We start from the raw sequence: 23,971 nt of genomic DNA on the forward strand, positions 1-23,971 counted from the left end.
TGCGGGATTGGCTCAGGCCTACTTTACGCCCTTATAGTAGATGAGAATGCCGCTCAATAGCCTAAAAAGAGGGTTTTGCATTTCATTTATTTATTATGTTAAATGAAATGAGTCCGCTATAACATGCTTTTTCTTATTGGCTAAGCCCTTGTCATTCGGGCAAATGTAACCGACTAGCTAGTGGAGCACAATGCGTGCATGAAAAAGAGACTGGAAAGGCCAGCGAAACCAGGCGCAGCCTTGAATGGTGAATCATGAGCTTAAGGGTCGAAATTTGTTTAAGCATCGTGCTCCTTGGTCCGCAAAATTTGTTTAGTGGCACGGCCCCCGTTCTTTAACTCCTCCGCCCAATGACCTCACCGGATTCCTCACTTTCAGCTGCCGAGACCAACCGGTACAGCCGCCACCTGTTGCTGCCCGAAATTGGCCAAGCGGGCCAACTGAAGCTGAAAGCGGCTCGTGTGCTGGTGGTGGGCTGCGGTGGGCTGGGCTGCCCGGTGCTGCAGTATCTGGCCGCGGCGGGAGTGGGCACGCTGGGGCTGCTCGATTTTGACACGGTGGACGAGAGCAACCTCCAGCGCCAAGTGCTCTACGCCACGGCCGACGTGGGACGACCCAAGGCCGTAGCTGCCGCCGAAAAGCTACAGGCGCAGAACCCGCACATCGAACTGCGTCCGCACCAAGTGCACCTGACGGCCGCCAACGCCCTGGGCCTGTTTGCCGACTACCAGATTGTGGTGGACTGCTCCGACAATTTCGCCACCCGCTACCTTGTGAACGATGCCTGCGTCATTCTGGGCAAGCCCCTGGTGTTTGGGGCCATTTTCAAATTTGAAGGACAGGTATCGGTCTTTAATTACCAAAGTGGCCCTACGTACCGCTGCTTGCACCCCACGCCGCCGGCTCCGGGCGAAGTCCCCAATTGCGCGGAAATCGGGGTGCTGGGCGTGCTGCCGGGGCTGGTGGGCACCATGCAGGCTACCGAAACCCTAAAAATCATCCTGGAGCTGGGCGATGTATTGAGTGGCCGCTTGCTGCTGGTCGATGCCTTGGCCATGCGGTTTCAACCCATTCGGTTTCGCGCGGTTCCGGCCAATCAGCAACTCACGGCCCTGGCGCCCGACTACGCTGCTTTTTGTGGAGAAGCGCCCGCGCAAGGCCAGGCCGCAGGTGCGCCTGAAATCAGCGCCGAGGAGCTGAAAGCCTGGCAAGCAAGCGGCCGGCCGCTGCAATTGCTGGACGTGCGCCAGCCGCACGAGCAGGCCCGCCGCAGCATTGGGGGCCGGCTGATTCCCCTGGCCCAGCTGCCGGCGGAGTTGGGCAGCCTGCAGCCTAGTGTGCCCGTGGTGGTGCACTGCGCCAGCGGCGTGCGCAGCCAGCAGGCGGCGGCCTTGCTGTTAGCCCACGGCTTTACGGAAGTGTACTCGCTGCGCAACGGACTGGCCGACTACTGAGGCCGGGCCGCGGCGCCGTCCGATGCCGGCCAATTGGCTAAAAGGTTCTGGATGTGTACCAGCCGCTCCTGCTTGGAGGCAGCCCGGCGCGCAATGGCAGTAGCCGTCCAAAAATGGTGGCCGGCCAAAAAGCCGGCTTGCAGCTCGAACCAGGCCCGCTCGCCGGCCAGCAGCTGCCGGGCCGTTAGCTCGTGAAACAAGCTGGTGGAGATGGGCTCAAAATCGGGCCGGCCAAGGTAGTCGAGGTCGGCGTCGCACAGAATTTGGGCCAGGTGGTCGAGGGGTTCCTGGGGGTATTTGGTGGCCAGCACCAGGGCGCAAATCCGCTCAATTTGCTGCGAGCTGTAGGCAAAGGCGGGCAGCGTGGCGCGGGCTAATTCGCAGCCTTGTGCCTCGTGGCCCTGGTAAGTGTCCAGAAAGCCGGCGTCGTGGTACAGCGCCGCCGTGCGCAGCAGGGCCACCGATTCGGCATCGGTTACGCCTTCGGCGGTGGCCAGTTCCATGGTCACGGCGGTCACATCGAGCGTGTGGTGCAGGCCGTGGTAATACAGGGTGGGGGAGAGGCCCCGCCGCAGTTTATCGACGATAAAATTTTCGGCGGCTTCGAGCTGCATGCGGCTGGCCTTGGCGGGAGCAATGGGCCTCGCACCACGGAGAAGCAAGTAAGTACAAATCGGGTAAGAAACGAAGCGTCCGAGCCCAGCCGGGCCAGCGTTTCGCTAGGCGTTGCCTTTTCATGGGAGGGACTAGCTTTGCGAAATGCATACGAAAAATTGAATTTTTCAACGCAACTTTCACCTTTGTCTCGCTCTTGAAGCAAATATTACCTCTTGACCCTTAAAACTATCTGTTTGTTAATAAGATGGGCATGCGGCTGCGGGAGGAGCAATGAAGTAGCGCAGTCGCTGGAATTAATTCATCTTTGCAGCGGGCGGTGGAGCAACGCTAACCCAGTGCTTTTCTCCTTTTTCCGACCATTCCTACCCCCACGATGTCTGCTGCCACTCTCCGTTGTTCCGGCCCGTGCGACCTCGTGGCGCGCTGTGGGGGGCATAGTGCCTTGAGGCGCTGCGCACAGGTTTCCTTGTTCCGCCCATGCGCATGAAGTGGCTTTTGGCAGTCCTGTTGGTGTGGGCGGCTGGAGGGCCGGTGCTGGGGCAGCACCGCTACTGGGACGCCGACTACGATTCGCTGGCGCGCGCCCTGGCCCAGCAGCGCACCGACACGGCGCGCCTGCGCACCGTGCGGCACCTGCTCGACCTGCACCCCACCGGCGCCCGCGCCCTGCCGCTTCTCGACCAACTGCTGGCCCTGAACCACCGGGAACAAACCATAAACGACCAGCCCTACCAGCGCCTGCGGGCCGGCTTGCAGCTGTGGCAGCGCGAGGCCCACGCCGCGGCGCTGGACACCCTCAAGGTGGCCGTGGCCGAGTTCGACGCCGAGCACCGCCCCATTCCCTGGCTGCTGATTGACATGGTGATGCTCTACAACCAGCTGAACCGCATGGAGGCCCGCAAGCGCTACTACGGGCAAAAACTGGCGTATTACCGGGTGCACAACGCCCCCGAGAACACGGCGGCCTGCTACCTCTCGCAGGGCGCGTACTACCGGCGCATTGGCGACTACAACCGCGCCATCAACAACAGCCTCCGCGCGGCCGACATGGCCCAAGGCTTCAGCCGGAAGCTGCACATCAACGAATTGCTGGTGACGGGGGCCATCTATACCGACTGGCAAAACCCCGGCAGGGCCGTGCACTACCTCAACGAGGCCCGCGCCTTGCCCGAATTCCGACGCGTGCAGGGCACCAACCGCGTTTTTACCTTCCTGGCCCTGTCCAAGCTGTACTTGCAGCAGCGCAAGTACCCCGAAGCATTGCAAGCCGTCGATTCGGCCTTGGCCACGCGCGTGGCCGACGGGGTGGAGAGCAGCATGAGCCAGGCCCACGGGCTGGTGCAAAAAGGAGACGTACTGCTGCGAATGCAGCAAACAGAGCCGGCGGGCCGGCTGCTCCAGCGGGCGCAGCAGCTCAACGATTCGCTGAACCTGCACATGTCGGACAAGCCCGGCGAGATGGAGCTCGACGCCACCTGGGCGCGCTACTACGTGGCGCGCCGCGCTGATGCCCGCGCCGAAGCCCACTGGCTAGTGGCCTACCATAAAGCCACGGCGGCGGAATTGGAGGGCTTGCAGATTAAATACTTACGCGAGCTGTCGGCGTTCTACGACGCTCGTGCCCGGCCCGTGGAGGCCCAGCGCTACGCCCGAGAATACATTGCCCTGACCGATGCATTCAACGCCGCGCAAGCTTCCTTTCACGTGGCGCAGTACGAGAGCGAGCGGGTGGAGCAAGCCCAGGGCGCCCAGATTAATAACCTGCGGCAAGCCCAGGCCGTGCAGGCCGAGCGCCTCCGGCTGGGCAACCGGATGCTGCTAGGCGCCTTGCTGGCCGTGCTGCTGGTTTCGGGGCTGGGGGCGTTTATCTACCGGCAGCTGCAAACAAACCGCCGCACCCTGGCCAAGCTTCGGCACGCCCAGTCGCAGCTGGTGCAGGCCGAGAAAATGGCGTTTCTGGGCGAGCTCACCGCCGGCATTGCCCACGAGCTGCAAAACCCGCTCAACTTCATGAAAAACTTCGCCGAAGTCAGCTCCGACCTGGTGGAAGACATGCACGGCAACAACGCGGGCCGCGATGCGGGCCTGGAGGGCGAAATCCTGATTGGGCTGAAGCAAAACCTGCAGCAAATCAGCCAGCACGGGCAGCGGGCCTCTTCCATCATCAAGGACATGCTGGAGCATTCGCGCTCGGGCACCAGCCTGCGCGAGCCCGCCGACCTCAACCGACTGGCCGAGGAGTCGCTGGGGCTGGCCTACGATGGCCTGTGCGCCAACGATAAAACCTTCCATGCCACCCTGGAGCGGGAACTGGAACCCAAGCTGGGCCTGGTGAACCTGGTGCCTCAGGACATGGGCCGCGTGCTGCTCAACCTGTGCACCAACGCCCTGCACGCCGTGCGCCAACGCCAGCGCCACATGTCGGCCGAGGAACAGCTGCTCTACGAGCCCACCGTGACCGTGAGCACGCGCCGCCCCACCGCCAGAGCCGTGGAAATCCGGGTGCGCGACAACGGGGTGGGGATGTCGGAAGCGGTGCAGGCGAAAATCTTCCAGCCCTTCTTCACCACCAAGCCCGCGGGGGAGGGCACGGGCCTGGGCCTCTCGCTGAGCCACGACATCGTGACCAAAGGCCACGGCGGCACCCTCACCGTGGAAAGCCGCGAAGGCCACGGCACCGAATTTCTCATCACCTTGCCGCAGTGAAATCGCGCTGGCATTACGGGAAGGAACAAGCTCAGCAGTAAAAATTTGAGGATGGCCGGCTTTTGCACTGGTCCATGACGCCCGCCCGCTTTTTTGGAGGTTTCTTTGTAGTCCATGAAGAGGGTTTTGGTGGTATGGCTATTCGGTTGGTTGGCTTCGGCTAACTCACTGGCGCAAACGCCCGCGGCAGACCGGCTGCGGGCCGCAGTGCTGGCACATCCCACTGCCGACACCGTGCGCGCCAACCGGCTGAACCGCCTGGCCTTCGAGCTGCGCAACAACGCCCCCGCCGAGTCGGCCGGGTGGTTCCGGCAGGCCCTGGACCTTTCCCAGCAGCTGCGCTACACGGCCGGGGCGGCCGAAGCCCAGCTCGGCCTGGGCTTCTACCACCGGCACCGGGGCGAATACGACCAAGCCAAACGCTACACCGAGTTTGCCCAGCAGACCTTTCGGCAACAAGGCGACGCCCTGGGGCAAACCCGCAGCCTCTACAATTTGTCGTGCGTGTACTCCGAGCAGGGCATGTACGCCAAGTCGTTGACGGCCAACATCCAAGGGCTGGCGTTGGCGGAGGCCGCGAAAAACGGCAAGTGGCAGTCATTCCTCAACACGCGACTGGGCATTACCAGCATGTTTCTGGGCGAATATGGGCATGCTCACGACTACCTGACCCAGGGCCTGTACTGGGCCAAGCAGGCCCACGACACCATCAGCATTGGCCACGCCTACGCGGGCCTGGGCGACATGTACCGCACCCAGGGCCAGTGGGCCGACGCGCAACGCAACTACGAGCAGGACGCCGCCATTTTTCGGCGCCTGAAAGACGAGTCCGGCCTACTCTTCGAAGACATCAACCTCGGCGACGTGCACGAGCGCCAAGGCCACTACCAGCAGGCGTTTGCTTTCGGTTTCAGCGGGCTGGGCCGGGCCCGCCGCCTGCAGGCCCTCACCGAGATGCCGCGCGCCCAACTGCTGCTCGCGCGCGCCTTCCTGCACACCGGCCAGCCCGACAGCGCCCTCGCCTACGGCCGGCAAAGCCTGCGCGCCTCGCAGCGCAACGGCACCAAAGACATTAGCCGCGATGCCAGCGAGGTGCTGGCCCAAGCGTCTTTTCAGCGGGAGCGTTTTGCCGATGCCTACCTCTACGAGCACCTGTTTGGCACCTACAAAGACTCCCTCAACAGCGCCGACCTGCAGCGCCGGGCCGCCGTGCTCGAATACCGCAGCCAGCTCGACCGCAAGCAAGCCCAAATCAGCCTGCTCACCGAGACGGGCCACCTCATCCGCAAGCAAAACCGGCAGCAGCAGTGGTACCTGCTGGGCGCATTGGTGGGCCTGGGGGCCGTGGGCGGCCTGAGCATGGTGCTGTGGCGCAACAACCGCGAAAAGCAGCGGGCCTACGCCCTGCTCAAGCAGCAGCAAGACGAGCTGCGCGCCGCCCAAACCCAACTGGTGCAAGCCGAAAAATGGGCGTTGGTGGGCGAGCTGTCGGCGGGCATTGCCCACGAGCTGCAAAACCCGCTCAACTTCATGAAAAACTTTGCCGAAGTGAGCGTGGCCATGCTGAACCAGGACAAGGCCCCCGCCTCGGCCGGGGCCGCCGCCTCCGCCGACCTGGAGCAGAAAATCATGGCCGGCCTTCGGCAAAACCTGCAGCAAATCAGCCAGCACGGGCAGCGGGCCTCGTCCATCATCAACGGCATGCTCGAGCACGCCCGCAGCGGCACCGGCCAGCCCGCGCCCTGCGACCTAAACGCCCTGGCCGAGGAGTCGCTCCGCCTGGCCTACCAGGGCTTGCGCGCCAAGGACGCCTCGTTTAGCGCGGTGCTTCGGCAAGAGCTAGACTCCCAGCTGGGCCTGGTGCACGTGGTGCCCCAGGACATGGGCCGCGTGCTGCTCAACCTGTGCACCAACGCCCTGCACGCCGTGCGCCAGCGTCAGCAACAGTTCGTAGCCCTCTCGGAGAGCGCGTCTTACCAGCCCACGGTGGTCATCGAGACCCGGCGCCTCGCCAACAACGCCGTGGAAATCCGGGTGCGCGACAACGGGGTGGGCATGTCGGAAGCGGTGCAGAAAAAGGTGTTTGAACCCTTCTTCACCACCAAACCCGCGGGCGAGGGCACGGGCCTGGGCCTCTCGCTGAGCCACGACACCGTGACCAAGGGCCACGGCGGCACCCTCACCGTGTTCAGCCACGAAGACCGTGGCACCGAATTCACCATTACCCTGCCCGCCTAAGTACCGGCTCAGCGGCGCGAAACCGCCGAAACGTTGGAAACAGCCGGGGCCGCGACGGCTTTCCGGCCGGGGCCAATCCATAGTTTCATTTGGATACTTAACTTGCGCCGCGGCCTTTCTGCTCACTTCTGCAATGAATTACAATCCTGGTTCCGGTGAACTGCTATGGTTAGCGCCGTTGGCCTTTCTGATAGTGCGGACGCTGCGCAAGTTTTTGGAGTTGCCCACCCGCTTAGCGCGTTGGAACACCATGCTGGGGTATATCTGGGTGCCGGGCATCGCGGCCTTTGTGGTGGCCGCCGCCCTCAACGTGAAGTACCCCCCGCTGAGCGACGCCTATTGGCTGTTTGTGCTGTTCGTGGTGGTGGCCGTGCTGGTGGCCGTGCGCGACTACCGGCCGGCCCGCACGCTGCTGCTGGCCACGCTGCCGTTTGCGCTCTACAAGCTGCTCGAATTTGTGCTGGAAGACAGCCGCGGCCACTTGGCCAAGCGGTACGACGCCTTCCTCGACACCACGCAGGGGTTCATCATCATCTGGCTGGTCACGTTCATTTTCATTGCCCGCAGCCAGAAGAAAACCCTGGAGAAAGAGCGCCTGCTGCGCGAAGAAGAGGAGAAGGCCAAGCGCCTCATCGAAGCCCAAAACGTGGAGTTGGAACGGCTGGTGAGCGAGCGCACCGCCGCCCTTACCTACCAAGCCGAGGAGCTGCGCACCGCCCTCACCGAGCTGCGCGCCACGCAGGCCCAACTGGTGCAGTCCGAGAAAATGGCCAGCCTGGGCGAGCTCACCGCCGGCATTGCCCACGAGATTCAGAACCCCCTCAACTTCGTCAACAACTTCGCTGATGTGAGCGTGGAAATGCTCACCGAGCTGCGCGAAGAACAGGCGCGCCCCGACCGCGACCCCGGCCTGGAAGCCGAGCTGCTCGACGACATTGCCCAAAACCTGCAAAAGATTCACCACCACGGCCAGCGAGCCGCCAGCATCGTGAAGGGCATGCTCGAGCACAGCCGGGCCAGCACCGGCGAGCGCCAGCCCGTCAACCTCAACCACCTGGCCGACGAATACCTGCGCCTGGCCTACCAGGGCCTGCGCGCCAAGGACAAGTCGTTCAACGCCACCCTCAACACCGATTTCGCGCCCGACTTGCCCGAAGTGGAAGCCATTGGCCCCGACCTGGGCCGGGTGCTGCTCAATTTGTTCAGCAACGGGTTTTATGCCGTGCGCCAGCGCCAGCTGCGCGGCGAGGCCGACTACGCGCCCACGGTGTCGGTGAGCACCCACCGCGCCGGCGACGCCGTGGAAATTCGGGTGCGCGACAACGGCATGGGCATTCCGGAAGCGGTGCGGCAAAAAATCTTCCAGCCCTTCTTCACCACCAAGCCCAGCGGCGAGGGCACGGGCCTGGGCTTGTCGTTGAGTTACGACATCGTGACGCAGGGGCACGGCGGCACCCTCACGGTGACTTCTCAAGAAGGGAAATTCACCGAGTTTCTGATTAGCTTGCCGCTCAATCAGGCCGGCTAGCTACTGGTCTGCTTGCCGGTTTGCACGTTTCCTCCTTGCTTGGGCTGCCAACAACGCAACCTTTTATTTGTCAGCGGACAAATTAACAGTAGTTGGGGCCGCTCCTGAGTGGGTTTTGGGCTGCGCCGGCCGGCAGAAAGGCAGGTTGCTGCAACTGAAGTTCGTTGTCCCAGATATAGAAAAGGTGACGATAAAACGCCTGCTCGTTTCATGGCCTACTGCTTGGGTTGCGGCTGGTTTTGTGCTGGCCAGCTCCGGCCTAAACCAGCAAGCCAGGCCGCGTAATGGCGCGTCGGGCGTGGTGCCCGCCTGGTGGTTTTGGCTGTTTACTGCTTCGTCTTTGGCAAGTTTTTCTACTCGTTTTTCCTTTTTACCCCAGTTGCTCCGGTGGCTCTGCTTGCTGGCGTGGCTGTGCGCCGCGCCGTGCGGCAGCGAGGCCCGCGCGTTGCCCGCGCCCACCCAAAGCCGGGCCGTGGACAGCCTGCGCCGCCTGCTGGCGCAGCCCCAGCCCGACACAATGCGGGTGGCGCTCTTGTGCCAGATAAGCGACCAGCTCTGGACGCAGCGCACCGACTCGGCGGCCGTGTACGCCCTCAAGGCCCTCACGCTGGCCCGGAGCATGGGCTACCGCCACGGCGAAGGCGAAGCCCTCAACCGGCTGGGGGCCGCGCTGCGCGAAAGCAACCTGGCCCGCGCGCTGGAAGTGTTTCAGCAGTCGCTGCGCATCGCCCAGGCCACCCACGACCAGGCCCTCGAAGCCCAGAACCTGCGCAGCATCGGCATCATCTACGTGTACCTGCGCGACAAGCGGCAGGGGCTAGACTACTACTTTCGGGCCTTGCGCATCGGCCAGCGCCTGGGCGACGAGCGCCGCATGGTCATCGAGCTGAGCAACATTGGGCTGGCCTACGACTTGTTCAACCAGCTCGACTCGTCGCGTGCCTACCAGGAGCGGGCCTTGGCGCTGGCGCGCCGCCTGCGCACGCCCACCAACTACATTTTGTACGGCTTGGGCAACGTGGCCCGCAAGCAAGGCCAGCCAAAGGAAGCGAAGGCGTTTTACCGCGAAAGCATCACCGAGTCGAAAAAGCTGCACCATTTGCGCAGCCTGAACTTCTCGTACGTGGGCCTGGCCACGCTCTACCAGCTGCTGGGGCAGTCCGATTCCAGCGTGTACTACGCCCGGTTGGGCTACCAGGCGGCCCAGACCAACGGGTTTTTGCGGGGCGTGCTCAACGCCAGCACGCTGCTCACGCAGGACTTCAAGGCCCGCGGCTTCGCCGACAGCGCCCTGAAATACCAGAGCGTGATGCTGGTGATGAAAGACACCCTTTTTGGCCAGGAGAAGGTGATGCGCCTGCAAAGCCTGGACTACCGCGAGCGTCAGCGGGCTGCCCAGGCCGCCGCCAGCCAAGCGGCCCTAAAGTCGCGCTACCGCACCTACGGCCTCGTGGCGGGCTTGGTGGTGCTGGTGGTGGTGGCGCTGATTTTGGCGCGCCACGGCCGCCAGCAGCAGCGAGCCAAAGAAGCCCTGGAGCAGTCGCTGGCCGAACTGAAAACGGCGCAGGACCAGCTGGTGCAGGCCGAGAAAATGGCGTTTCTGGGCGAGCTCACCGCCGGTATTGCCCACGAGCTGCAAAACCCGCTCAACTTCGTGAAGAACTTCGCCGAAGTGAGCACCGAGTTGGTGGACGAAATCACGGGCGACCCCCGCGACCCGGCCCGCAACGCCGGCCTGGAGCAAGAAATTCTGGCCGGGCTCAAGCAAAACCTCAAAAAAATCAGCCAGCACGGGCAGCGGGCCTCTTCTATCATCAAAGGCATGCTGGAGCATTCGCGCTCGGGCACCAGCCAGCGCGAGCCCACCAGCCTCAACCCGCTGGTGGACGAAAGCTTGCGCTTGGCCTACCACGGCTTGCGCAAAAAGCACGAAGAGTTCACCGTGCAGCTCACCACAGAGTTCGACCCCAGCCTGCCGCTCGTGTCGGTGGTGCCCCAGGACCTGGGCCGCGTGCTGATAAACCTGTGCACCAACGCCCTGCACGCCGTGGAAGAGCGCCAGCGCCGCGAAGGTGTCTCCGCGACGTATCAGCCCGAAGTAGTGGTGAGCACCCACGCCACGCCCGCCGGCGTAGAAATCCGGGTGCGCGACAACGGGGTGGGGATGTCGGAAGCGGTGCAGGCGAAAATCTTCCAGCCCTTCTTCACCACCAAGCCCGCGGGCGAGGGCACGGGCCTGGGCCTTTCGCTCAGCCACGACATCGTGACCACCGGCCACCGCGGCACCTTGGTTGTGGAGAGCGAGGAGGGGCGGGGCACCGAATTTATTGTGCGCTTGCCGGCGTAAAGGGTGAAGTTGGAGTCGCCGTTGGGCGTCGAGCTAATTGTAGTCAGCCATTCCTGCGGCGGGTTGGCCAGCAGCGGGCGGCACCGGCTTTCTGGCCCTAATTATTGTTACCGGCACGGCCTAAAACACAGCCGCCGTCCTACCTTTGGCACTGCCTAACTCTTTGAAAAAACCTGCTCATGCAAATCCTGGTAGTCGACGACGAAACTGACGTGCGCGACTTGTTTCAGCAGCGCTTCCGGCGCGAAATCCGGAGCGGCGAGCTGAGTTTCAGCTTTGCGTTTTCGGGCGAGGAGGCCATGCAGTTTTTGCGGGCCCACCGCTCCGAGGTGCTCATCATTCTCTCCGACATCAACATGCCCGGCATGAGCGGCCTCGAGCTGCTGGGCCACGTGAAAGAGGAGTTTGAGATGCCGCCCACCACAATGGTGATGATTACCGCGTACGGCGACAACGAGAGCTACCAGAAGGCCATGAGCCTGGGCGCAAATGATTTTTTGACGAAGCCCGTGGATTTTGCCGTGCTCAAGGATAAATTGCTGCACCTGCTGCCGTAAGCCGTGAGCAATTCACGATTCGAAAACCGCCCCGCTTAGTCCACCAACGCCCCGCGCCTGTACAACTAGCTCATGCACATGGAATAGCGTTGCGGCGACGATGCTTCTGCTGGCTCGGCAAGACCGGTTTTCGGTGGGCTTGCTTCTCTCAATAAACTCCTATGAAGACGAAAATATTGGTGGTCGACGACGAAACCGACCTCGAAATGCTCATCAAGCAGAAGTTTCGGCGCAAAATCCGGGAGAGCGTTTACGAATTTGTGTTCGCCACCAACGGGCAGGAGGCCATGCAGCGCATCTCCGAGCACCCGGACACGTCGGTTATCCTCTCCGACATCAACATGCCGGTGATGGACGGCCTCACGCTCCTCACCCAAACCCACGCCCAGTACCCGGGCATGAAAACGGTCATCGTGTCGGCCTACGGGGACCTGGGCAACCTGCGCACGGCCATGAACCGCGGGGCCTTCGATTTCGTGGTCAAGCCCGTCGACTTCGCCGACCTGGAGGTGACCATCGAAAAAACCGCCGACCAGGTGCGCCAGCTGCGCGAAACGCTGCGTGCCATTCAGGAAAACAACATCCTGAAGATGTACGTCGACGAGACGGTACTCAATTTCATGACGCGGCCCGACTTTGAAAACCGCCTCCTGGCCAGCGAAACCGTGGAAGCCACCGTCGTTTTTCTGGACATCTGCGGCTTTACGTCGCTGGCCGAGAAGCTGCCCGCTACCGACGTGGTGAGCCTGCTCAATACCTATTTTGACTTGGTGGTGAAGGAGATAATTGCCCAGGGCGGCTACGTCGACAAGTTCATGGGCGATGCCGTGATGGCCGTTTTCCGCGGCGATAACCACCTCGACAACGCCATCGACGCGGCCCTGTCGGCCCGCACGGCCCTAAAGCAGAGCAATGCCACCCTGCCCGCTGGTTTCGAGTACCGCCCCGAGGTCAGCATCGGCGTGAACACCGGCGAAGTGGTGTCGGGCAACATCGGCTCGGCTTCGCTCAAACGCTTGGACTACACGGTAATTGGTGACGTGGTGAATACTTCCCAACGCCTGCAGGCCGCCGGCAAGCCCGGCCAAATCATCATCAGCGAAGCCGTGTACCTGAAGGTGAAAGAAGCCTTCAAGTGCCAGTTCGTGAGCGAAGTAAAGCTCAAGAATAAAGCGGAGCCCGTGAAAATCTACGAGGTGGTGGAGTAATCATGTGATGCCGCGGACGCCAGATGAGCAGGACGGCCCATTTACTAATAAAGCTGTTGAGGAAGTGGGCTCCGCCCGGTCCGACGCCCTAGGCGTCCGACCGGTTGTCGTTGAAAGGTGACGGGGAGGCGGCCCAGGCGGCAACCGGTCGGACGCCTAGGGCGTCGGACCGGGCGGAGCCGACTTTCTCAACAGCTTCAACTTATAGCGTCTTACGAGCACTCAGGGCGCCAGCTCGCGCATTTTCTCGTTTTGCTGCCGGATGCGCTGGCAGAGCATGCGCAGCATGTTACGGAGCACCTCGGCGCGTTCCTCCATCACGTCGTAGAAGTCCTCCTGGTCGATGCGGAAGGCCAAGACCTGGCTGAGGGCGGCAGCGGAAGCGGAGCGCGGCTCGGTGTCGAGCAGGGCCAGCTCGCCGAAGTAGTCGCCCGGCCCGAACGTGGCCAGTTGCTGGTTGCCGTTGAAAATGCCCACCTGCCCGTCGTGCAGGACGAAGAGCGAGGTACCGATTTCGCCCTTGGCAAAAATCTCCTGGCCTTCCTCAAAGGTCACTTCTTTCATGATGGGCACAATGCTGCTGAGCACGTTTTCGGGCGTTTGGGCAAAGAGGGCGGTGCTTTTGAGGACCACCACCCGCTCCAGGGCAGAGACGCGGGCTTCGGCGACGGAATGATGCTTCATGGCGGAGGATGGGGCAAGCAATTCGGGAAAAGGCTGGCCGGTACGGGCCGACCACGTTTCGGCGGCCAGCTGGGCACTTTCGGCCAACAGGGCAGTGGATGATTGCAGGTAGGGCCGCAGCAGCTCGGGCGAGCTGTTGGCCGAAGGCAGCCAGTGGCGTAGCGCCACGCTCAGCGTCCAGGCGGTGAAGGCGGTGTGGCCCCGGCGCAACAGCAGCGTGGGCAACGCCTCGGTGGGTGGCGCCGCCGTCAGTGGCGCGGTCACGACTGCTCCGCCGCTAGTTGCCGTGGCGGCGTGCCCGTTCAGGCCGGGCAAGTGGGCGCGGGCCAGGGCGGGCCCCGCCGTGAGGCTGGCAAAGAGCTGGGCTTTTTCGGCCACCGGCGTGTCATCGAGCAGCGCCTGAAGGCCTTGGTAGATGGGTCGGGGAATGAGGTTGTCGAGAATTTCCAGCGCGTTGGCTTGGCGTTCGCGGGCGGTGTGGGCCACGTTGCGCTGCGCGGTGGCCACTAGGTCGGCGTCGTAGAGCTGCGCGAGCAGGCCGAACACGCGTTGGAGCAACAGACCTAATTCGTAGTCGACCGTAGCGTGGAGGGCCGGGCGCTTGTCGGCGGCCAGGCCCCCCAGCAGGGCCGCGGCCAGGCCAAATTCTTCCTGCAGCAGCTGTTCAAAAAGCGGCGCAGTGGCCGGCTCGGCGGGGAAATGGCGCAGGGCGCGCAAGGCCACCAACCGGTGGAACAAGTCGTGGTGCTGGGCCAACTCGACCAACGCCGCGCGGCTGCCGGCCCCGCCCAGCCGTTCGAGCACCGAAGCCAACCGGTGTGCTTGTACGTTGCTGCGGGCACGGGCCAGGGCGTCGCGCAGCAGCGGCACCACTGCCGGGCCCAGCGCCACGAGGCTGTCGGCGGCCAGTTGCCAGCGCTGCTTGTTGGTAAGGGCTTCCAGAAGATGGTGCGCCAGTTGGGTGTGCCCGACGGTGCCAATGGCCACCAGGGCCGGCCGAGCCAAATTTGCATCGGGCCCGGTCAGGCTATCGTGCACCAGTGTTTTTTGCGCTTCGAGGGGCAGAAATTCAAGCAGGGCCAAGGCAACGTGGGTGGTGGCCGGCGACGCCTCTGCCACTAGCTGCTGCAAGCTGGCTTGCGCCTGCGGGTGCTGGGGCGCCGTGGTGAAGGCGCCGCGAATGGCTCCTTGCCGGGCGGGCAAATCGGTGCCCGCCAGCAGCGCCGCGACGGTTGGGGCATCGGGCGCAGCGGCGGCCAACTGCTGAGCCGCGGCTGCGCGCACGGCCGGGGCGGCGTCGCGCAAGGCCAGGGCTTGCAGGGCTTCCAGCGGCAAAGGCCGTAGCTCGGGCGTGGCCAGCAGCGCCAGCCGAACCCGCTCCTCGGGGTGTTCGAGCAGGGCGGCGGCATGGCTGGCCAGGGTGGCGGGCTGGCGTTGGCGCAGCCAGGCTACGGCGTTCAGCACCTCGGTGGCGCGGGGGCTTTGCAGGTGGGCCAGCACCACTTGCAGGGCCTCGTCGGGCAGGGCCAGCTCGGCCGTTTCGGCGAAGCGCTGGCCCAGGCCCTCTTTCAATTCGGCCAGGTAGCTGACGTAGGTGCGGCGCAAAAACACCAGGGCCAGGGCCAGCAGCGCGCCCATCCACACGAAGGGCGCCCAGCCATCGAGCACGCCCAGGTAGCCAAACGCAAAGAACAGCAAGCCGGTCAGGCCCATGCCCAGCGGTTCGTAAAACCCCTTGGCAAGCGTGTGCGCCGCCAGCCGCAGCTGCGGCGCGAGCGGCTGAAACAGCACCAAGAAAACGGGGTCGAAGACGGTGCGGCGCAGCACTTCCAACAGCAGATAGAGGCCGCAGAAATACGCCAGTAGGGTTGTCTGACTGTAGCCGCCCAGCACTTGCAGCCCGCCAAACACCAGCAGCCCCACCAGCGCCACCACCGGCAAGAGGCGCAGCGACCATTGCACGCCGTAGCGCTCCAGGGCCTGCCGGCTCACCAGCAGCTTGAAGAACATGGCGGCCAGGTAGGTCAGGCTCAGCACCCAGCCCACCGAGCGGGTGATGTCTTCGGACTGGTGAAACTTCTGCTTGACGTTGATGAAAAACATGTACTCCACCCCCGTGAGCACGGCCCCAATGCCCACCAAACTCAGGCACATGGCCAGCACCAACGGGCTGCCGCCGAACAGCCGCCGCACCACGTTGGGCTGGGGCTGCTGCACGCGCCGCACGGGCCGCTCGGCCGCTTCCACCACGTGCGAAGCAAGAGTGGCGCGCAGCGAAAAAAGCGCCCCCAGGTACGCCACAAACGACACGCCCAGCAGCACCGGCAGCTGCGCGTCGCCGTGGATAAGGGCAGCCAGGATGGCGCCCAGGGCCTTGGCCGGCATGTCGCCGGCGCTGATGGTGCTGAACAGCCGCTTGCCCTGCCGCACGTCGAACACGACGGCCGACACGCCCCAAAACTCCAGGTTGGTGAGCAGGTAAATGACGCGGTAGCCGGCCATGATGGCCACGGCTGCGGCCACCGAGTGCCCCACCGCCACCAGCACGCCCAGCACGCCGGTAAGCACCACCACGGCTAGCAGCACGCGCACGGCCAGCTTTTTCAGCAGGAGGTGGTGCTCGAAGTAGGTGTAGACTTTGCCCACGGCCATCATGGCCAGGGCGCCGGCAATGTAGCCCAGCGGCAGGCTGTGCTCGGGGTCGTGCTCAAGCAGCAGCACGTTGGCCGCCACGTACACTAGCACCGAGCCGATGCCCAACAGGAAATTGTGCAGCAAAAACAGCCCCACGGTGCGGGTTTCGCTGGCTTTGATGCCGAACAGGCGTTGCAGGTAGGCGGTAGAAATCATGCAGAAAAACGCCGGCACCACCGGGCACGGTCGTAGCCAAAGATACGGGCCTTGCCGAAGGCATGAATTGTTTTGCTGGCTTCGTTCTCCCAATCGCATGGGTAAAGCTGTATGAGGACGACAACAGCAACGGCGTGTACCACCCCGACGGGACGGCCCGGTTCACCGTGACGCTCGACAAGAACGAGTTGGCCGGGCCGGCCGACAGCTACAACTTGGCGAGCACAAGCGCCAGAGGGGCGGGCGGCTTGAGCGACGCGCTGACGGTGCGCGACGGGGCCGCGCTGGGGTTCAACACCGGCGCGGAGCGCGGCTACGGCGGCAGCGGGCAGTACGCGCCGGCCGGCAGCAGCTTCGCGGCAGAGCTGTGCGGGCAGATGCGGCTGCTGGTGGCCCAGGAAGGCCGGGTGGAGCTGGGCAACGCCCAGGGCCACACCGCCGCGGTAGCCCTGGCCGACGGCGGGCTGCTGGAAGCGCAGAACGGCGGGTTGCTGCGGGTGAGCGCTGGCTCGGTGCTCACCGTGCGGCGCGGGGCCACGCTGGTGGTGCGCAACGGCGGCTCGCTGCTCGTGGACGGGCAGGTGCGGGTGGAAAGCGGGGCGTTTCTCTGCGTGGAGACCGGGGCCAACCTGGTGTTCAGCGCCGGGGCCGAGCTGTTCGTGGACCCGGCCGCGACGCTGGGCACCAACCCGGTGCTGGGCCTGCCCGCCTCGACGGGCTGCAGCGGGCAGCTGGCCGTGTGCGGTCAGCTGACGGGCGGCCACGCGGGCGTAACCAATAGTAGCGGACGCAACGAGGCCCTGCAGTTCGACGGCGACGACGTGGTTTCCATCCCGAACACCAACTCCTACGTGAACGAGCTGAGCCAGCAGTTTGCCGTCGAGGCTTACCTGCGGGCCGATGACCTGAGCGCGCCCGGTTCCCAGACCCTCTTTTCCAGCCGGAAGTTTTCTTCCAGCGGCACCAGCGGCACCAGCGGCATTCTTTTTCCCTCTACGATGGCCAGCTGCTGCTGCAGCTCAACGGGCGCAACTACTACGCGCCCGCCAACCAAGTGCCCAACGACAACGGCTGCCACCATGTGGCCGTGACGCGGGACGGCGCCAACCGGGTGCGCTTCTACGTCGACGGGCGCGAGTCGGCGTATTCGCCCACCACGGCCCTCAGCGCCTTCAGTGACGGCCCCCTCGCCCTAGGCGCCGACCACCTGAACGGGGCCTACGGGGAGCACTTCCGGGGCATGGTGGGCGAGCTGCGCGTGTGGAACACGTGGCGCAGCGGCGAGTAGATGAAGCAAACGTACACCCAGCGGGCCGTCGCCCCCAGTACGGGCTGGTGGTGGGCTACGACATGCAGGACGCTTCCCCCAGCCAAAATGTGAGCGACCTGTCGGGCGTGGCCCAAAGCGGGCGCAACCCGGTGCCGGGCGTGCTGGGGGCGACTGCTAACCCCGGCTCGGACGACCCCGCCTGGGTGAGCACCTGCGCCCTGGCCTGCACCGTGCGGGGCAACTTCCGCACCGGCCCGCTCACCTGGGTCCCGGCCGACTCGGCCGCCCTGGCCGGCAACCGCCCGCCCGGGCACCCGAACCCGAACAAGTTCGTCACGCGCCTGAGCGTGTCTCCCAACCCCGCCGCCACGGGCGGGGCCACCACGCTGCACTTCGACCAATTGCGGACCGGGCAGGTCCGGGTGTGGGTGCAGGACCTGATGGGCACCGAGCGGGCGGCGGTGCTTCAACACACCCGGCTCACCGCCGGCCCGCAGCGCCTGACCGTCTCCACGCAGGCGCTGCCGCCGGGGCTGTACGTGGTGGTGGTGTGCTGCGGCAGCGACGAAGAGCACGTGCGCTTGGAAATTCAGTAGATTGCCGTTGCGCGGCGCGGTTTGGATGCGGGTATCGTCTTGCGCCGCGCCGCGCAACGGCAGTTAGTAAATCATTTCATTATTATCGTTATGAAACATTTCCCCCTGCGGGCGAGCTTACTGGCCTTGCCGCTGCTGGCCCTTTCCTGCGAGAAGCCCCCGCCCGAACCCGACGCTGTGCCCCTGCCGGCCGAGCTTAAATCGTACGTGCTCTTCCAGCCCGGCACCCAGTGGGTGTACCGGGACTCGGCCACCCAGCAGCTCGACAGCGTGTGGGTTGTCTCCACCGAGATGAGCGAGGTGCGCTTGGTGCTGAAAGGAAAGTCGTACCCGTTCCTCAAGCACGAAGACTTTCGGATGCGCACGCGCTCGAGCCGGGGCGGGCCCGACCTGGTCTACGGGGTGGCGCGCTACTGCTCCCTGCCCGGCGGGGAGGATGCGGGCAGCAAAGGCCCGTGCTGGTACGTCACGCGGGCGCAGGTCTTGCCCAACAGCACGGCCGACGAAGGTGGAGCCGACGTGTTTCCCTACCTCATCCCCCGCGAACAGGCCGGCGGCTTTCTTAACGTCAACAACGCCGTAATGTACCCCTACTGGCACGTCCGGCCCCTGACCGTCGGCGGCCAAGCCTATCCCAGCGTGCTGGAGGTTCGGCTCACGGCCGACGCCTCGGAAGGGGGCTGGCCGGCCTACTACGCTTGGGCGCCGGGGGTGGGCATCGTGCGCCAGCGGGTGCGCGTCCGCTTCGTGCCTTACACCCGCACCCTCGTGCGCAGCCGCATCGTGCAGTAGCACCGGGCGGCAGTGCTTCAAAGAATAGCCTGATTATCTTATCGCAAAAAGGCTCCTGCCGAAGCCGGTGGGGGCCTTTTTTGTGGGTCTTGAAGCCTTGGGAATACGCCAGACGCAGCGGTGGATTTGGGCAGGCAGCCAAGCTGCGGAGGATTTGCTTACTGCGACAGAGCTGCTTCGACCCCGCGCACGCTCGACGCCCTGCTGGCCGGCAACGGTACCAGCTTACCCCTTTTTCATGTGGTAAAACCGCACGTAATCCACCTGCATTTGCTGGGGAAAAGCGGCTTCGTCGATGCCTTTTTGGCCGCCCCATTCGCCGCCTACGGCCACGTTGAGCAGCAGGTGGAAGGGCTTGTCCCAGGGCCAGGCCTCCCAGCCGGTGCCCTCGTTGCGGGTGGCGAAGTACAGCTGGCCGTCAATCTCGGCCGTGATGGTTTCCGGCGTCCATTCCACGCTGTACACGTGGAAGGCGGTGGTGGCATCGGGCAGCTTGGTGATGCCGGTTTTCTGGTTGTTGATGCGGAAGTAGTAGGCCTTGCAGTGCGTAGTGGCATGAACGACGTTGGGGTCGTAGCCCACGTGCTCCATGATGTCGATTTCGCCGTTGTCGGGCCAGCTGTGGTTGCCGTAGGTGTTTTGGTCGGGCAGCATCCAGATGGCCGGCCACGTGCCGCGGCCAGCCGGTATTTTGGCTCGTACCTCGAAGCGGCCGTAGGTTTGGCTGCCGCCTTTGCCCCGCGAGAGCAGCCGCGCCGAGGTGTAGGCGTTGCCGGGCACCAGGGCTTCTTTGCGGGCTTCCACCACGAGGTTGCCGCCTTCCACGCGGGCGTTTTCGGTGCGGCGCTTGGTGTAGTACTGCAGCTCCTTGTTGCCCCAGCCCGAGCCGCCCACGTCATAGCCCCACTTGGTGGAGTCGGGCAGGCCGGTGTAGTTGAATTCATCGCTCCACGCCAGCTTCTCGAAGGTGTAGCGTGGCTTTTTGGCGGGCGAAGCCGGAGCAGGGGGCGCCGTTTGCAGAAAGCTGCTCAGCAGCAAGATGCCAGAAACCAGGGTCGAAATCATGCGACAAACAACGGGCTTGTAAGTAGCCGTGCAAAGTTAAACGGAGGGCTAGCCGTTGGTTGCTAGTTGCTAGTTGTCGGTTGTTAGGGCGCTTGTAAGTATTTATCAGACAACTGACAACTAGTAACTAACAACCACTAGCCAACAAGCGCCATCGGGGGCGGCCACACCCGGCTTGTCCGAACCGAGTGCGGCCACCGCTCTATCCGACGGGAATATTTGTTCCCACCAAGTCCCGCCGGAATGGCAGCAGACTGGCTTGCAGGCCAGCTTATTTGTATTGGAAAAACTTCACGTAGTCCACGTCCATCTGCTGCGGGAAGGTGGTGGTGGCGTTGGGGTCGCCGTCGAAGTCACCGCCCACGGCCACGTTCAGAATCACGAAGAAGGGGTTGTTGAACGGGTATGGGCCGCTGCCCACGTCGGCCTTGCCAAAGCTGTAAAACTGCGTACCATCTATGTACACGCGAATTTGGTCTTGGCTTCGCACCATCGAATAAACGTGGAAGGCGTCGGACAAGTCGGCTGGTTGCACCGCAGTGGTGCCTTTCAGCTCACGGGTGCCAGCCGCGTTGGCGTAGTGCATGGTCGAGAGCAACTCCCGGGGCTTGCTGCCGCGCAATTCCATGATGTCGATTTCGCCGCACTTGGGCCAGTTGTTCTGGTCGATGTCTGCCCCCAGCATCCAGATGGCCGGCCAAATGCCTTTGCCCTTGGGAATCTTGGCCCGCACGTCGATGCGGCCAAACACGAAACTGCGCTTGCCCTTGGTCAGGATGCGGCCTGAAGTATAAGCTGGGCTGCCAGAGATGGGCTTCACGGCCTTAATCGTGAGGATGCCACCGCCGGTGAACACGTTTTCTGTCGAGTTGGTGTAGGTTTGGAGCTCCCGGTTGCCCCAGCCGCCCGCGCCCAGGTCGAAGCCCCACTTGGCTTGGTCGAGGGCGCCGCCGTTGAACTCGTCGCTCCACACCAGCTCGGTGTAGGCGTTGTAGTCCTTGGCTTCGGAGTTGGCCGGGGGCGCAGGGGGCGGAGTGGGAGCCGGAACAACGGCCTTCTTTTCCTCTGTGCACGAGCCCAGGCTCAGGGCCAGCAAAAAGCCGGCCCCGGCCAAGCAGCGGCTAAACGGGGAATAGCGCGGGAGAAGATTCATAAGTTAAGTAAGAATAAGAGAAGATTTAACGGGTTGATGCCGTGGCTATTTCACCACGAACTTCATGTCGAACACCACCCCGGCCGCCGTGCTGCCCGCCCGCACCACCATGTTGGTGTTGCTGATGGAAAGGATGCGGTACACCAAATCGGGCGCGTCCGTGACGCCCATGAAGGGCCGCGGCGTGGCGCTGGTCAGCGTGATTTGCGCAAGGCCCGTGCCCGAGGCTGCCCCAAAGGAGTAGGGCGTAGTGAGCGTGCGCGGCGCCTGGCAGCCGCCGGTGCTGCCCGCCACAAACGTCTCCGCCTTGGCGTCATACGAGAACACGTTGGCGGTGCTGAAGGTGTACTCGTCGTCGGCTTGGCAGGCGGGCAGGGCCCCGGCCGTGGGGTTGCCGGCGAAGTAACTGATGGGGTCGGTGTCGCTGGGGCCGACCGTAATGGGTGCCACCACGGTGTTGTCCAGCTTCCAGGTGCGGCTCGAGCCGCCGGTGAGCACCAGCTTCACCCGGTCAACGGCCGAAATCTGCGGCGCGTACGTAATCACGGTGAAAGAGCCGTCCGGGTTGGTGCCGCGCAGGCGCAGGCTGGTGGCGGTGGCCTCCAGGATGTCGTAGGTCTTGTTCGCCACCGAGTCGGTGACGCCGATGAAGGAGCCTTTGGCGCTGAGGATAATCTGGCCCAGCGCGCCCACGGGCTTGAACACGAAATTGGAATTGGGGTCGCGGGCCTGGCCGCAAGCGCCGTTGGCAAAGGTTTGGCCGTTGGTGCCGCCGGCGTTGTAGCTGTAGGTGTAGTTGCTGCCAAAGGTGAATTCGTCGTCGAGCTGACAGGCCGGCAAAGTGCCGCCCGCGGCCGGCGCCGACGACAGCACGGTGGTGCCGTTGGCGGCCAGCCGCACGATGGCGCCGGGCTGGCTGGAAATCGTCCAGGAAGCGGCGCCGTTGCCAGCGCAGCCGGTGAGGGCCGAAAAGCTCGCGTTGTTGCAGGCCGACGGAATCACCACGTCCTTGCCCGGGCCGGTGGCCGAGCCCCCTTTCCCGGCCGAGGTCAGCTTGACCGTGAAAGTGCCGGCGCGCTGGTAGGCGTGAGTCACATCGGAGGCCGACGACACGCCCGTGCCATCGCCGAAGTTCCACTGGTACAGAAAGCCGTTCTGGGTGTTGTTTTTGAACGTCACCACCACCGGAAATTGGGTGGCGTCGATGGTCGAGGTGAAGTCCACCGTCGGGATGGGACCGTCGAGGGTGCCTTCGTCGCCTTTGTCGCAGGAGGCCAGCAGCAGGGAACTACCAACCAGCAGCAAACCCGCTTTATTCCAAATATTTTTCATGTGCTATGAAGCTGAGAGTAGGAGGGAAGCGGCTTAGTAGCCGGGGTTCTGTTTGAGGCCGGGGTTGGCGTCGAGCTCCGATTGCGGAATGGGCAGCACCAGGTTGGTGGCCGTAGGCACCGCGCGCTGAATGCCCAGCGTGCGCAGGAAATCCCGCTGGGCCGTCATCACCGGAATTAGTCCGTAGGGCGTGCCGTTGTAGCGCTTCAGGTCAAACCACCGGTCAAACTCGAAGGCCAGCTCGTACTTGCGCTCGCGCAGCACGGCGGCCGTGAAGTCGGGGGTGTTGGCCGTGAGGTCGCGGGCGGCCGAAGGCGTGTTGATGGGCAGGCCAAAGGCGCGGCGGCGCACTTTGTTGATGGCTTCGAGGCCTTCCGTCGTCGGCCCCACGGCCTCGGCCAGAATCAGGTACACCTCGGCCAGGCGCATCACCGGCACGTTGAGCGGCGAGTCCCAGATGTTGGTGTTCACCTTGCCCACAAACCACTTCTTCACGTTGTAGCCAAACGGCGAGCCGGTGGCGCGGGGCGCCTGCGTTTTGCCGTCCACAAACGCGTCGCCGGGCACCCAAACGGTGGCGGCTTTCCGGGTGTCGCCGGCCTCGTAGCCGTTCACAAAATCGGGCTCGGGCACGTTGAAGCCGTAGCCGCTGCCCGGCGTCTGGTTGGCGCCGCGGGGCCCGAAGAATTCGTTCATGGCCGAGCCCACGTTGTTGCGCTCGTATTCGTTGCGGCCGTTCACGTACTGCACCTCAAATAAAGACTCTTTCTCGTTGCGGTTTTCGTTGCCCACTTTAAAGTTGTCGGCGTAGTTGTCCCACATCGTTTTGCCCGAGTTGCTGATGACCTGGCGAGCCCACTCGGCGGCTTCCGGTTTTTTGCCCTCGGTGATGTACACCTTGGCCAGCAGGCCGGCGGCGGCCCACTTGGTGGCGCGGCCCAAATCGGTGCCGGCATAAGAAGCCGGCAGGTTGGCGAAGGCGTCCTTCAGGTCCTGCTCAATCTGCTTGTACACCTCGGCCGCGGGCGTGCGCGGAATGTTTACCGCTTCGGGGCTGGCGGGCGGCGCCGTAAACAGCGGCACATCGCCGTAGGCCCGCACCAGGTCGAAGTAAAACTTGGCCCGCAGAAATTGGGCCTCGCCCAGGCAGCGCTGCTTGATGCCGGCGCTGATGTTGGTGATGGCCGGCACCTTTTGCAGCACCAGGTTGGCCCGCTGCACGCCGATGAAGGAGCCGCCCCAAAGGCGGTTGGCCACGATGTTGGTGCTCGGAATGCTGAAAGATTCGAGCTGCTTGTACTCCACGGCGTCGTTGCCGTCGTCGCCGCCCGAAACCGAGTTATCGGCCCAGATGTCGAAAGCCCACATGGCCAAGTTGTACTGGCCTTCTTTGGTCAACTCGCTGTAAGCGGCGTTGGTGGCCTGAATGGCGTCTTGCTCGGTTTGGTAAAAGTTGGCGTCCGTAATCTGGTCAACGGGGGCTTCTTCCAGAAACTTCTCGCCGCAGCCGCCCAGCAAGCCCAGGGAAAGCAGGAACGCGGCGCAGGCAACTTTTGAAATAGTCATGACAGTA

Annotated in this window: 17 protein-coding genes; 11 read left to right on the forward strand and 6 right to left on the reverse strand. The window is 63.9% G+C overall.

The window, feature by feature from the left end:
* The first annotated feature begins 350 nt into the window (after positions 1 to 350).
* Positions 351 to 1,454, forward strand: coding sequence for a molybdopterin-synthase adenylyltransferase MoeB (gene moeB / locus VF629_RS24500; protein ID WP_331061147.1), 1,104 nt, complete (start codon positions 351 to 353; stop codon positions 1,452 to 1,454).
* On the opposite strand, the gene VF629_RS24505 is transcribed toward moeB, so the two are convergent.
* Positions 1,448 to 2,116 (reverse strand): HD domain-containing protein, encoded by a 669-nt coding sequence (locus VF629_RS24505; protein WP_331061148.1) that lies wholly within the window; start codon positions 2,114 to 2,116, stop codon positions 1,448 to 1,450. The genes moeB and VF629_RS24505 overlap by 7 nt on opposite strands.
* Positions 2,117 to 2,555: 439 nt before the next feature.
* On the opposite strand from VF629_RS24505, the gene VF629_RS24510 reads away from it, so the two are divergent.
* The 6 genes from VF629_RS24510 (at position 2,556) to VF629_RS24535 (ending at position 12,656) form a co-directional block, all read left to right on the forward strand.
* The gene (locus tag VF629_RS24510) at positions 2,556 to 4,778 is read left to right on the forward strand and encodes an ATP-binding protein (protein WP_331061149.1); all 2,223 of its coding nucleotides are present in this window, start codon (positions 2,556 to 2,558) and stop codon (positions 4,776 to 4,778) included.
* A 114-nt stretch (positions 4,779 to 4,892) separates the two neighbouring features.
* Positions 4,893 to 7,016, forward strand: a complete 2,124-nt coding sequence (locus VF629_RS24515) for an ATP-binding protein (protein ID WP_331061150.1) — start codon at positions 4,893 to 4,895, stop codon at positions 7,014 to 7,016.
* Positions 7,017 to 7,149: 133 nt separating this feature from the next.
* Complete coding sequence (locus VF629_RS24520; RefSeq protein ID WP_331061151.1) at positions 7,150 to 8,544, forward strand: sensor histidine kinase; 1,395 nt, start codon at positions 7,150 to 7,152, stop codon at positions 8,542 to 8,544.
* 379 nt (positions 8,545 to 8,923) lie between these two features.
* Positions 8,924 to 10,891: a tetratricopeptide repeat-containing sensor histidine kinase gene (locus tag VF629_RS24525; protein ID WP_331061152.1), complete on the forward strand. Its 1,968-nt coding sequence runs from the start codon at positions 8,924 to 8,926 to the stop codon at positions 10,889 to 10,891.
* A 179-nt stretch (positions 10,892 to 11,070) separates the two neighbouring features.
* On the forward strand, positions 11,071 to 11,448 hold the full coding sequence (locus VF629_RS24530) for a response regulator (protein ID WP_331061153.1): 378 nt from the start codon (positions 11,071 to 11,073) through the stop codon (positions 11,446 to 11,448).
* A 161-nt stretch (positions 11,449 to 11,609) separates the two neighbouring features.
* Positions 11,610 to 12,656 carry an adenylate/guanylate cyclase domain-containing protein gene (locus VF629_RS24535; protein WP_331061154.1) on the forward strand — a complete coding sequence of 349 codons (1,047 nt, stop codon included), beginning with the start codon at positions 11,610 to 11,612 and terminating at the stop codon, positions 12,654 to 12,656.
* Between the two features lie 222 nt (positions 12,657 to 12,878).
* Here the strand turns inward: VF629_RS24535 and VF629_RS24540 are convergent, their stop codons facing one another.
* Positions 12,879 to 16,190, reverse strand: coding sequence for a cyclic nucleotide-binding domain-containing protein (locus VF629_RS24540; RefSeq protein ID WP_331061155.1), 3,312 nt, complete (start codon positions 16,188 to 16,190; stop codon positions 12,879 to 12,881).
* 62 nt (positions 16,191 to 16,252) lie between these two features.
* Between VF629_RS24540 and VF629_RS24545 the strand changes: the two genes are divergently transcribed.
* From VF629_RS24545 to VF629_RS24560, 4 genes are all read left to right on the forward strand, one after another.
* Positions 16,253 to 17,281, forward strand: coding sequence for a hypothetical protein (locus VF629_RS24545; RefSeq protein WP_331061156.1), 1,029 nt, complete (start codon positions 16,253 to 16,255; stop codon positions 17,279 to 17,281).
* Positions 17,203 to 17,478, forward strand: a complete 276-nt coding sequence (locus tag VF629_RS24550) for a LamG-like jellyroll fold domain-containing protein (RefSeq protein WP_331061214.1) — start codon at positions 17,203 to 17,205, stop codon at positions 17,476 to 17,478. The genes VF629_RS24545 and VF629_RS24550 overlap by 79 nt, the downstream gene beginning before the upstream one ends.
* Positions 17,451 to 18,056 (forward strand): hypothetical protein, encoded by a 606-nt coding sequence (locus tag VF629_RS24555; RefSeq protein ID WP_331061157.1) that lies wholly within the window; start codon positions 17,451 to 17,453, stop codon positions 18,054 to 18,056. The genes VF629_RS24550 and VF629_RS24555 overlap by 28 nt, the downstream gene beginning before the upstream one ends.
* A 90-nt stretch (positions 18,057 to 18,146) precedes the next feature.
* A complete protein-coding gene (locus VF629_RS24560; RefSeq protein WP_331061158.1) occupies positions 18,147 to 18,848 on the forward strand; it encodes a hypothetical protein in 702 nt (233 codons plus the stop codon).
* A gap of 225 nt (positions 18,849 to 19,073) precedes the next feature.
* On the opposite strand, the gene VF629_RS24565 is transcribed toward VF629_RS24560, so the two are convergent.
* The 4 genes from VF629_RS24565 to VF629_RS24580 all read right to left on the reverse strand — a co-directional run bounded on the left by VF629_RS24565 (position 19,074) and on the right by VF629_RS24580 (position 23,964).
* Complete coding sequence (locus VF629_RS24565) at positions 19,074 to 19,913, reverse strand: glycoside hydrolase family 16 protein (protein WP_331061159.1); 840 nt, start codon at positions 19,911 to 19,913, stop codon at positions 19,074 to 19,076.
* Positions 19,914 to 20,184: 271 nt separating this feature from the next.
* Positions 20,185 to 21,066, reverse strand: a complete 882-nt coding sequence (locus tag VF629_RS24570; RefSeq protein ID WP_331061160.1) for a glycoside hydrolase family 16 protein — start codon at positions 21,064 to 21,066, stop codon at positions 20,185 to 20,187.
* A gap of 45 nt (positions 21,067 to 21,111) precedes the next feature.
* The gene (locus tag VF629_RS24575) at positions 21,112 to 22,398 is read right to left on the reverse strand and encodes a PKD domain-containing protein (RefSeq protein WP_331061161.1); all 1,287 of its coding nucleotides are present in this window, start codon (positions 22,396 to 22,398) and stop codon (positions 21,112 to 21,114) included.
* A 33-nt stretch (positions 22,399 to 22,431) separates the two neighbouring features.
* A complete protein-coding gene (locus VF629_RS24580) occupies positions 22,432 to 23,964 on the reverse strand; it encodes a RagB/SusD family nutrient uptake outer membrane protein (protein ID WP_331061162.1) in 1,533 nt (510 codons plus the stop codon).
* Between the last annotated feature and the right edge of the window lie 7 nt (positions 23,965 to 23,971).

This window comes from Hymenobacter sp. (assembly GCF_036388155.1).
In the GTDB taxonomy this organism is placed as follows: domain Bacteria; phylum Bacteroidota; class Bacteroidia; order Cytophagales; family Hymenobacteraceae; genus Hymenobacter.

What these genes read in the sequence shown, in the direction of transcription:
- moeB (WP_331061147.1), top strand. Translation starts at nt 351, where the DNA reads ATGACCTCACCGGATTCCTCACTTTCAGCTGCCGAGACCAACCGGTAC.
- VF629_RS24510 (WP_331061149.1), top strand. Translation starts at nt 2,556, where the DNA reads ATGAAGTGGCTTTTGGCAGTCCTGTTGGTGTGGGCGGCTGGAGGGCCG.
- VF629_RS24515 (WP_331061150.1), top strand. Translation starts at nt 4,893, where the DNA reads ATGAAGAGGGTTTTGGTGGTATGGCTATTCGGTTGGTTGGCTTCGGCT.
- VF629_RS24520 (WP_331061151.1), top strand. Translation starts at nt 7,150, where the DNA reads ATGAATTACAATCCTGGTTCCGGTGAACTGCTATGGTTAGCGCCGTTG.
- VF629_RS24530 (WP_331061153.1), top strand. Translation starts at nt 11,071, where the DNA reads ATGCAAATCCTGGTAGTCGACGACGAAACTGACGTGCGCGACTTGTTT.
- VF629_RS24535 (WP_331061154.1), top strand. Translation starts at nt 11,610, where the DNA reads ATGAAGACGAAAATATTGGTGGTCGACGACGAAACCGACCTCGAAATG.
- VF629_RS24540 (WP_331061155.1), bottom strand. Translation starts at nt 16,190, where the DNA reads ATGATTTCTACCGCCTACCTGCAACGCCTGTTCGGCATCAAAGCCAGC.
- VF629_RS24545 (WP_331061156.1), top strand. Translation starts at nt 16,253, where the DNA reads ATGAATTGTTTTGCTGGCTTCGTTCTCCCAATCGCATGGGTAAAGCTG.
- VF629_RS24560 (WP_331061158.1), top strand. Translation starts at nt 18,147, where the DNA reads ATGAAACATTTCCCCCTGCGGGCGAGCTTACTGGCCTTGCCGCTGCTG.
- VF629_RS24565 (WP_331061159.1), bottom strand. Translation starts at nt 19,913, where the DNA reads ATGATTTCGACCCTGGTTTCTGGCATCTTGCTGCTGAGCAGCTTTCTG.
- VF629_RS24570 (WP_331061160.1), bottom strand. Translation starts at nt 21,066, where the DNA reads ATGAATCTTCTCCCGCGCTATTCCCCGTTTAGCCGCTGCTTGGCCGGG.
- VF629_RS24575 (WP_331061161.1), bottom strand. Translation starts at nt 22,398, where the DNA reads ATGAAAAATATTTGGAATAAAGCGGGTTTGCTGCTGGTTGGTAGTTCC.
- VF629_RS24580 (WP_331061162.1), bottom strand. Translation starts at nt 23,964, where the DNA reads ATGACTATTTCAAAAGTTGCCTGCGCCGCGTTCCTGCTTTCCCTGGGC.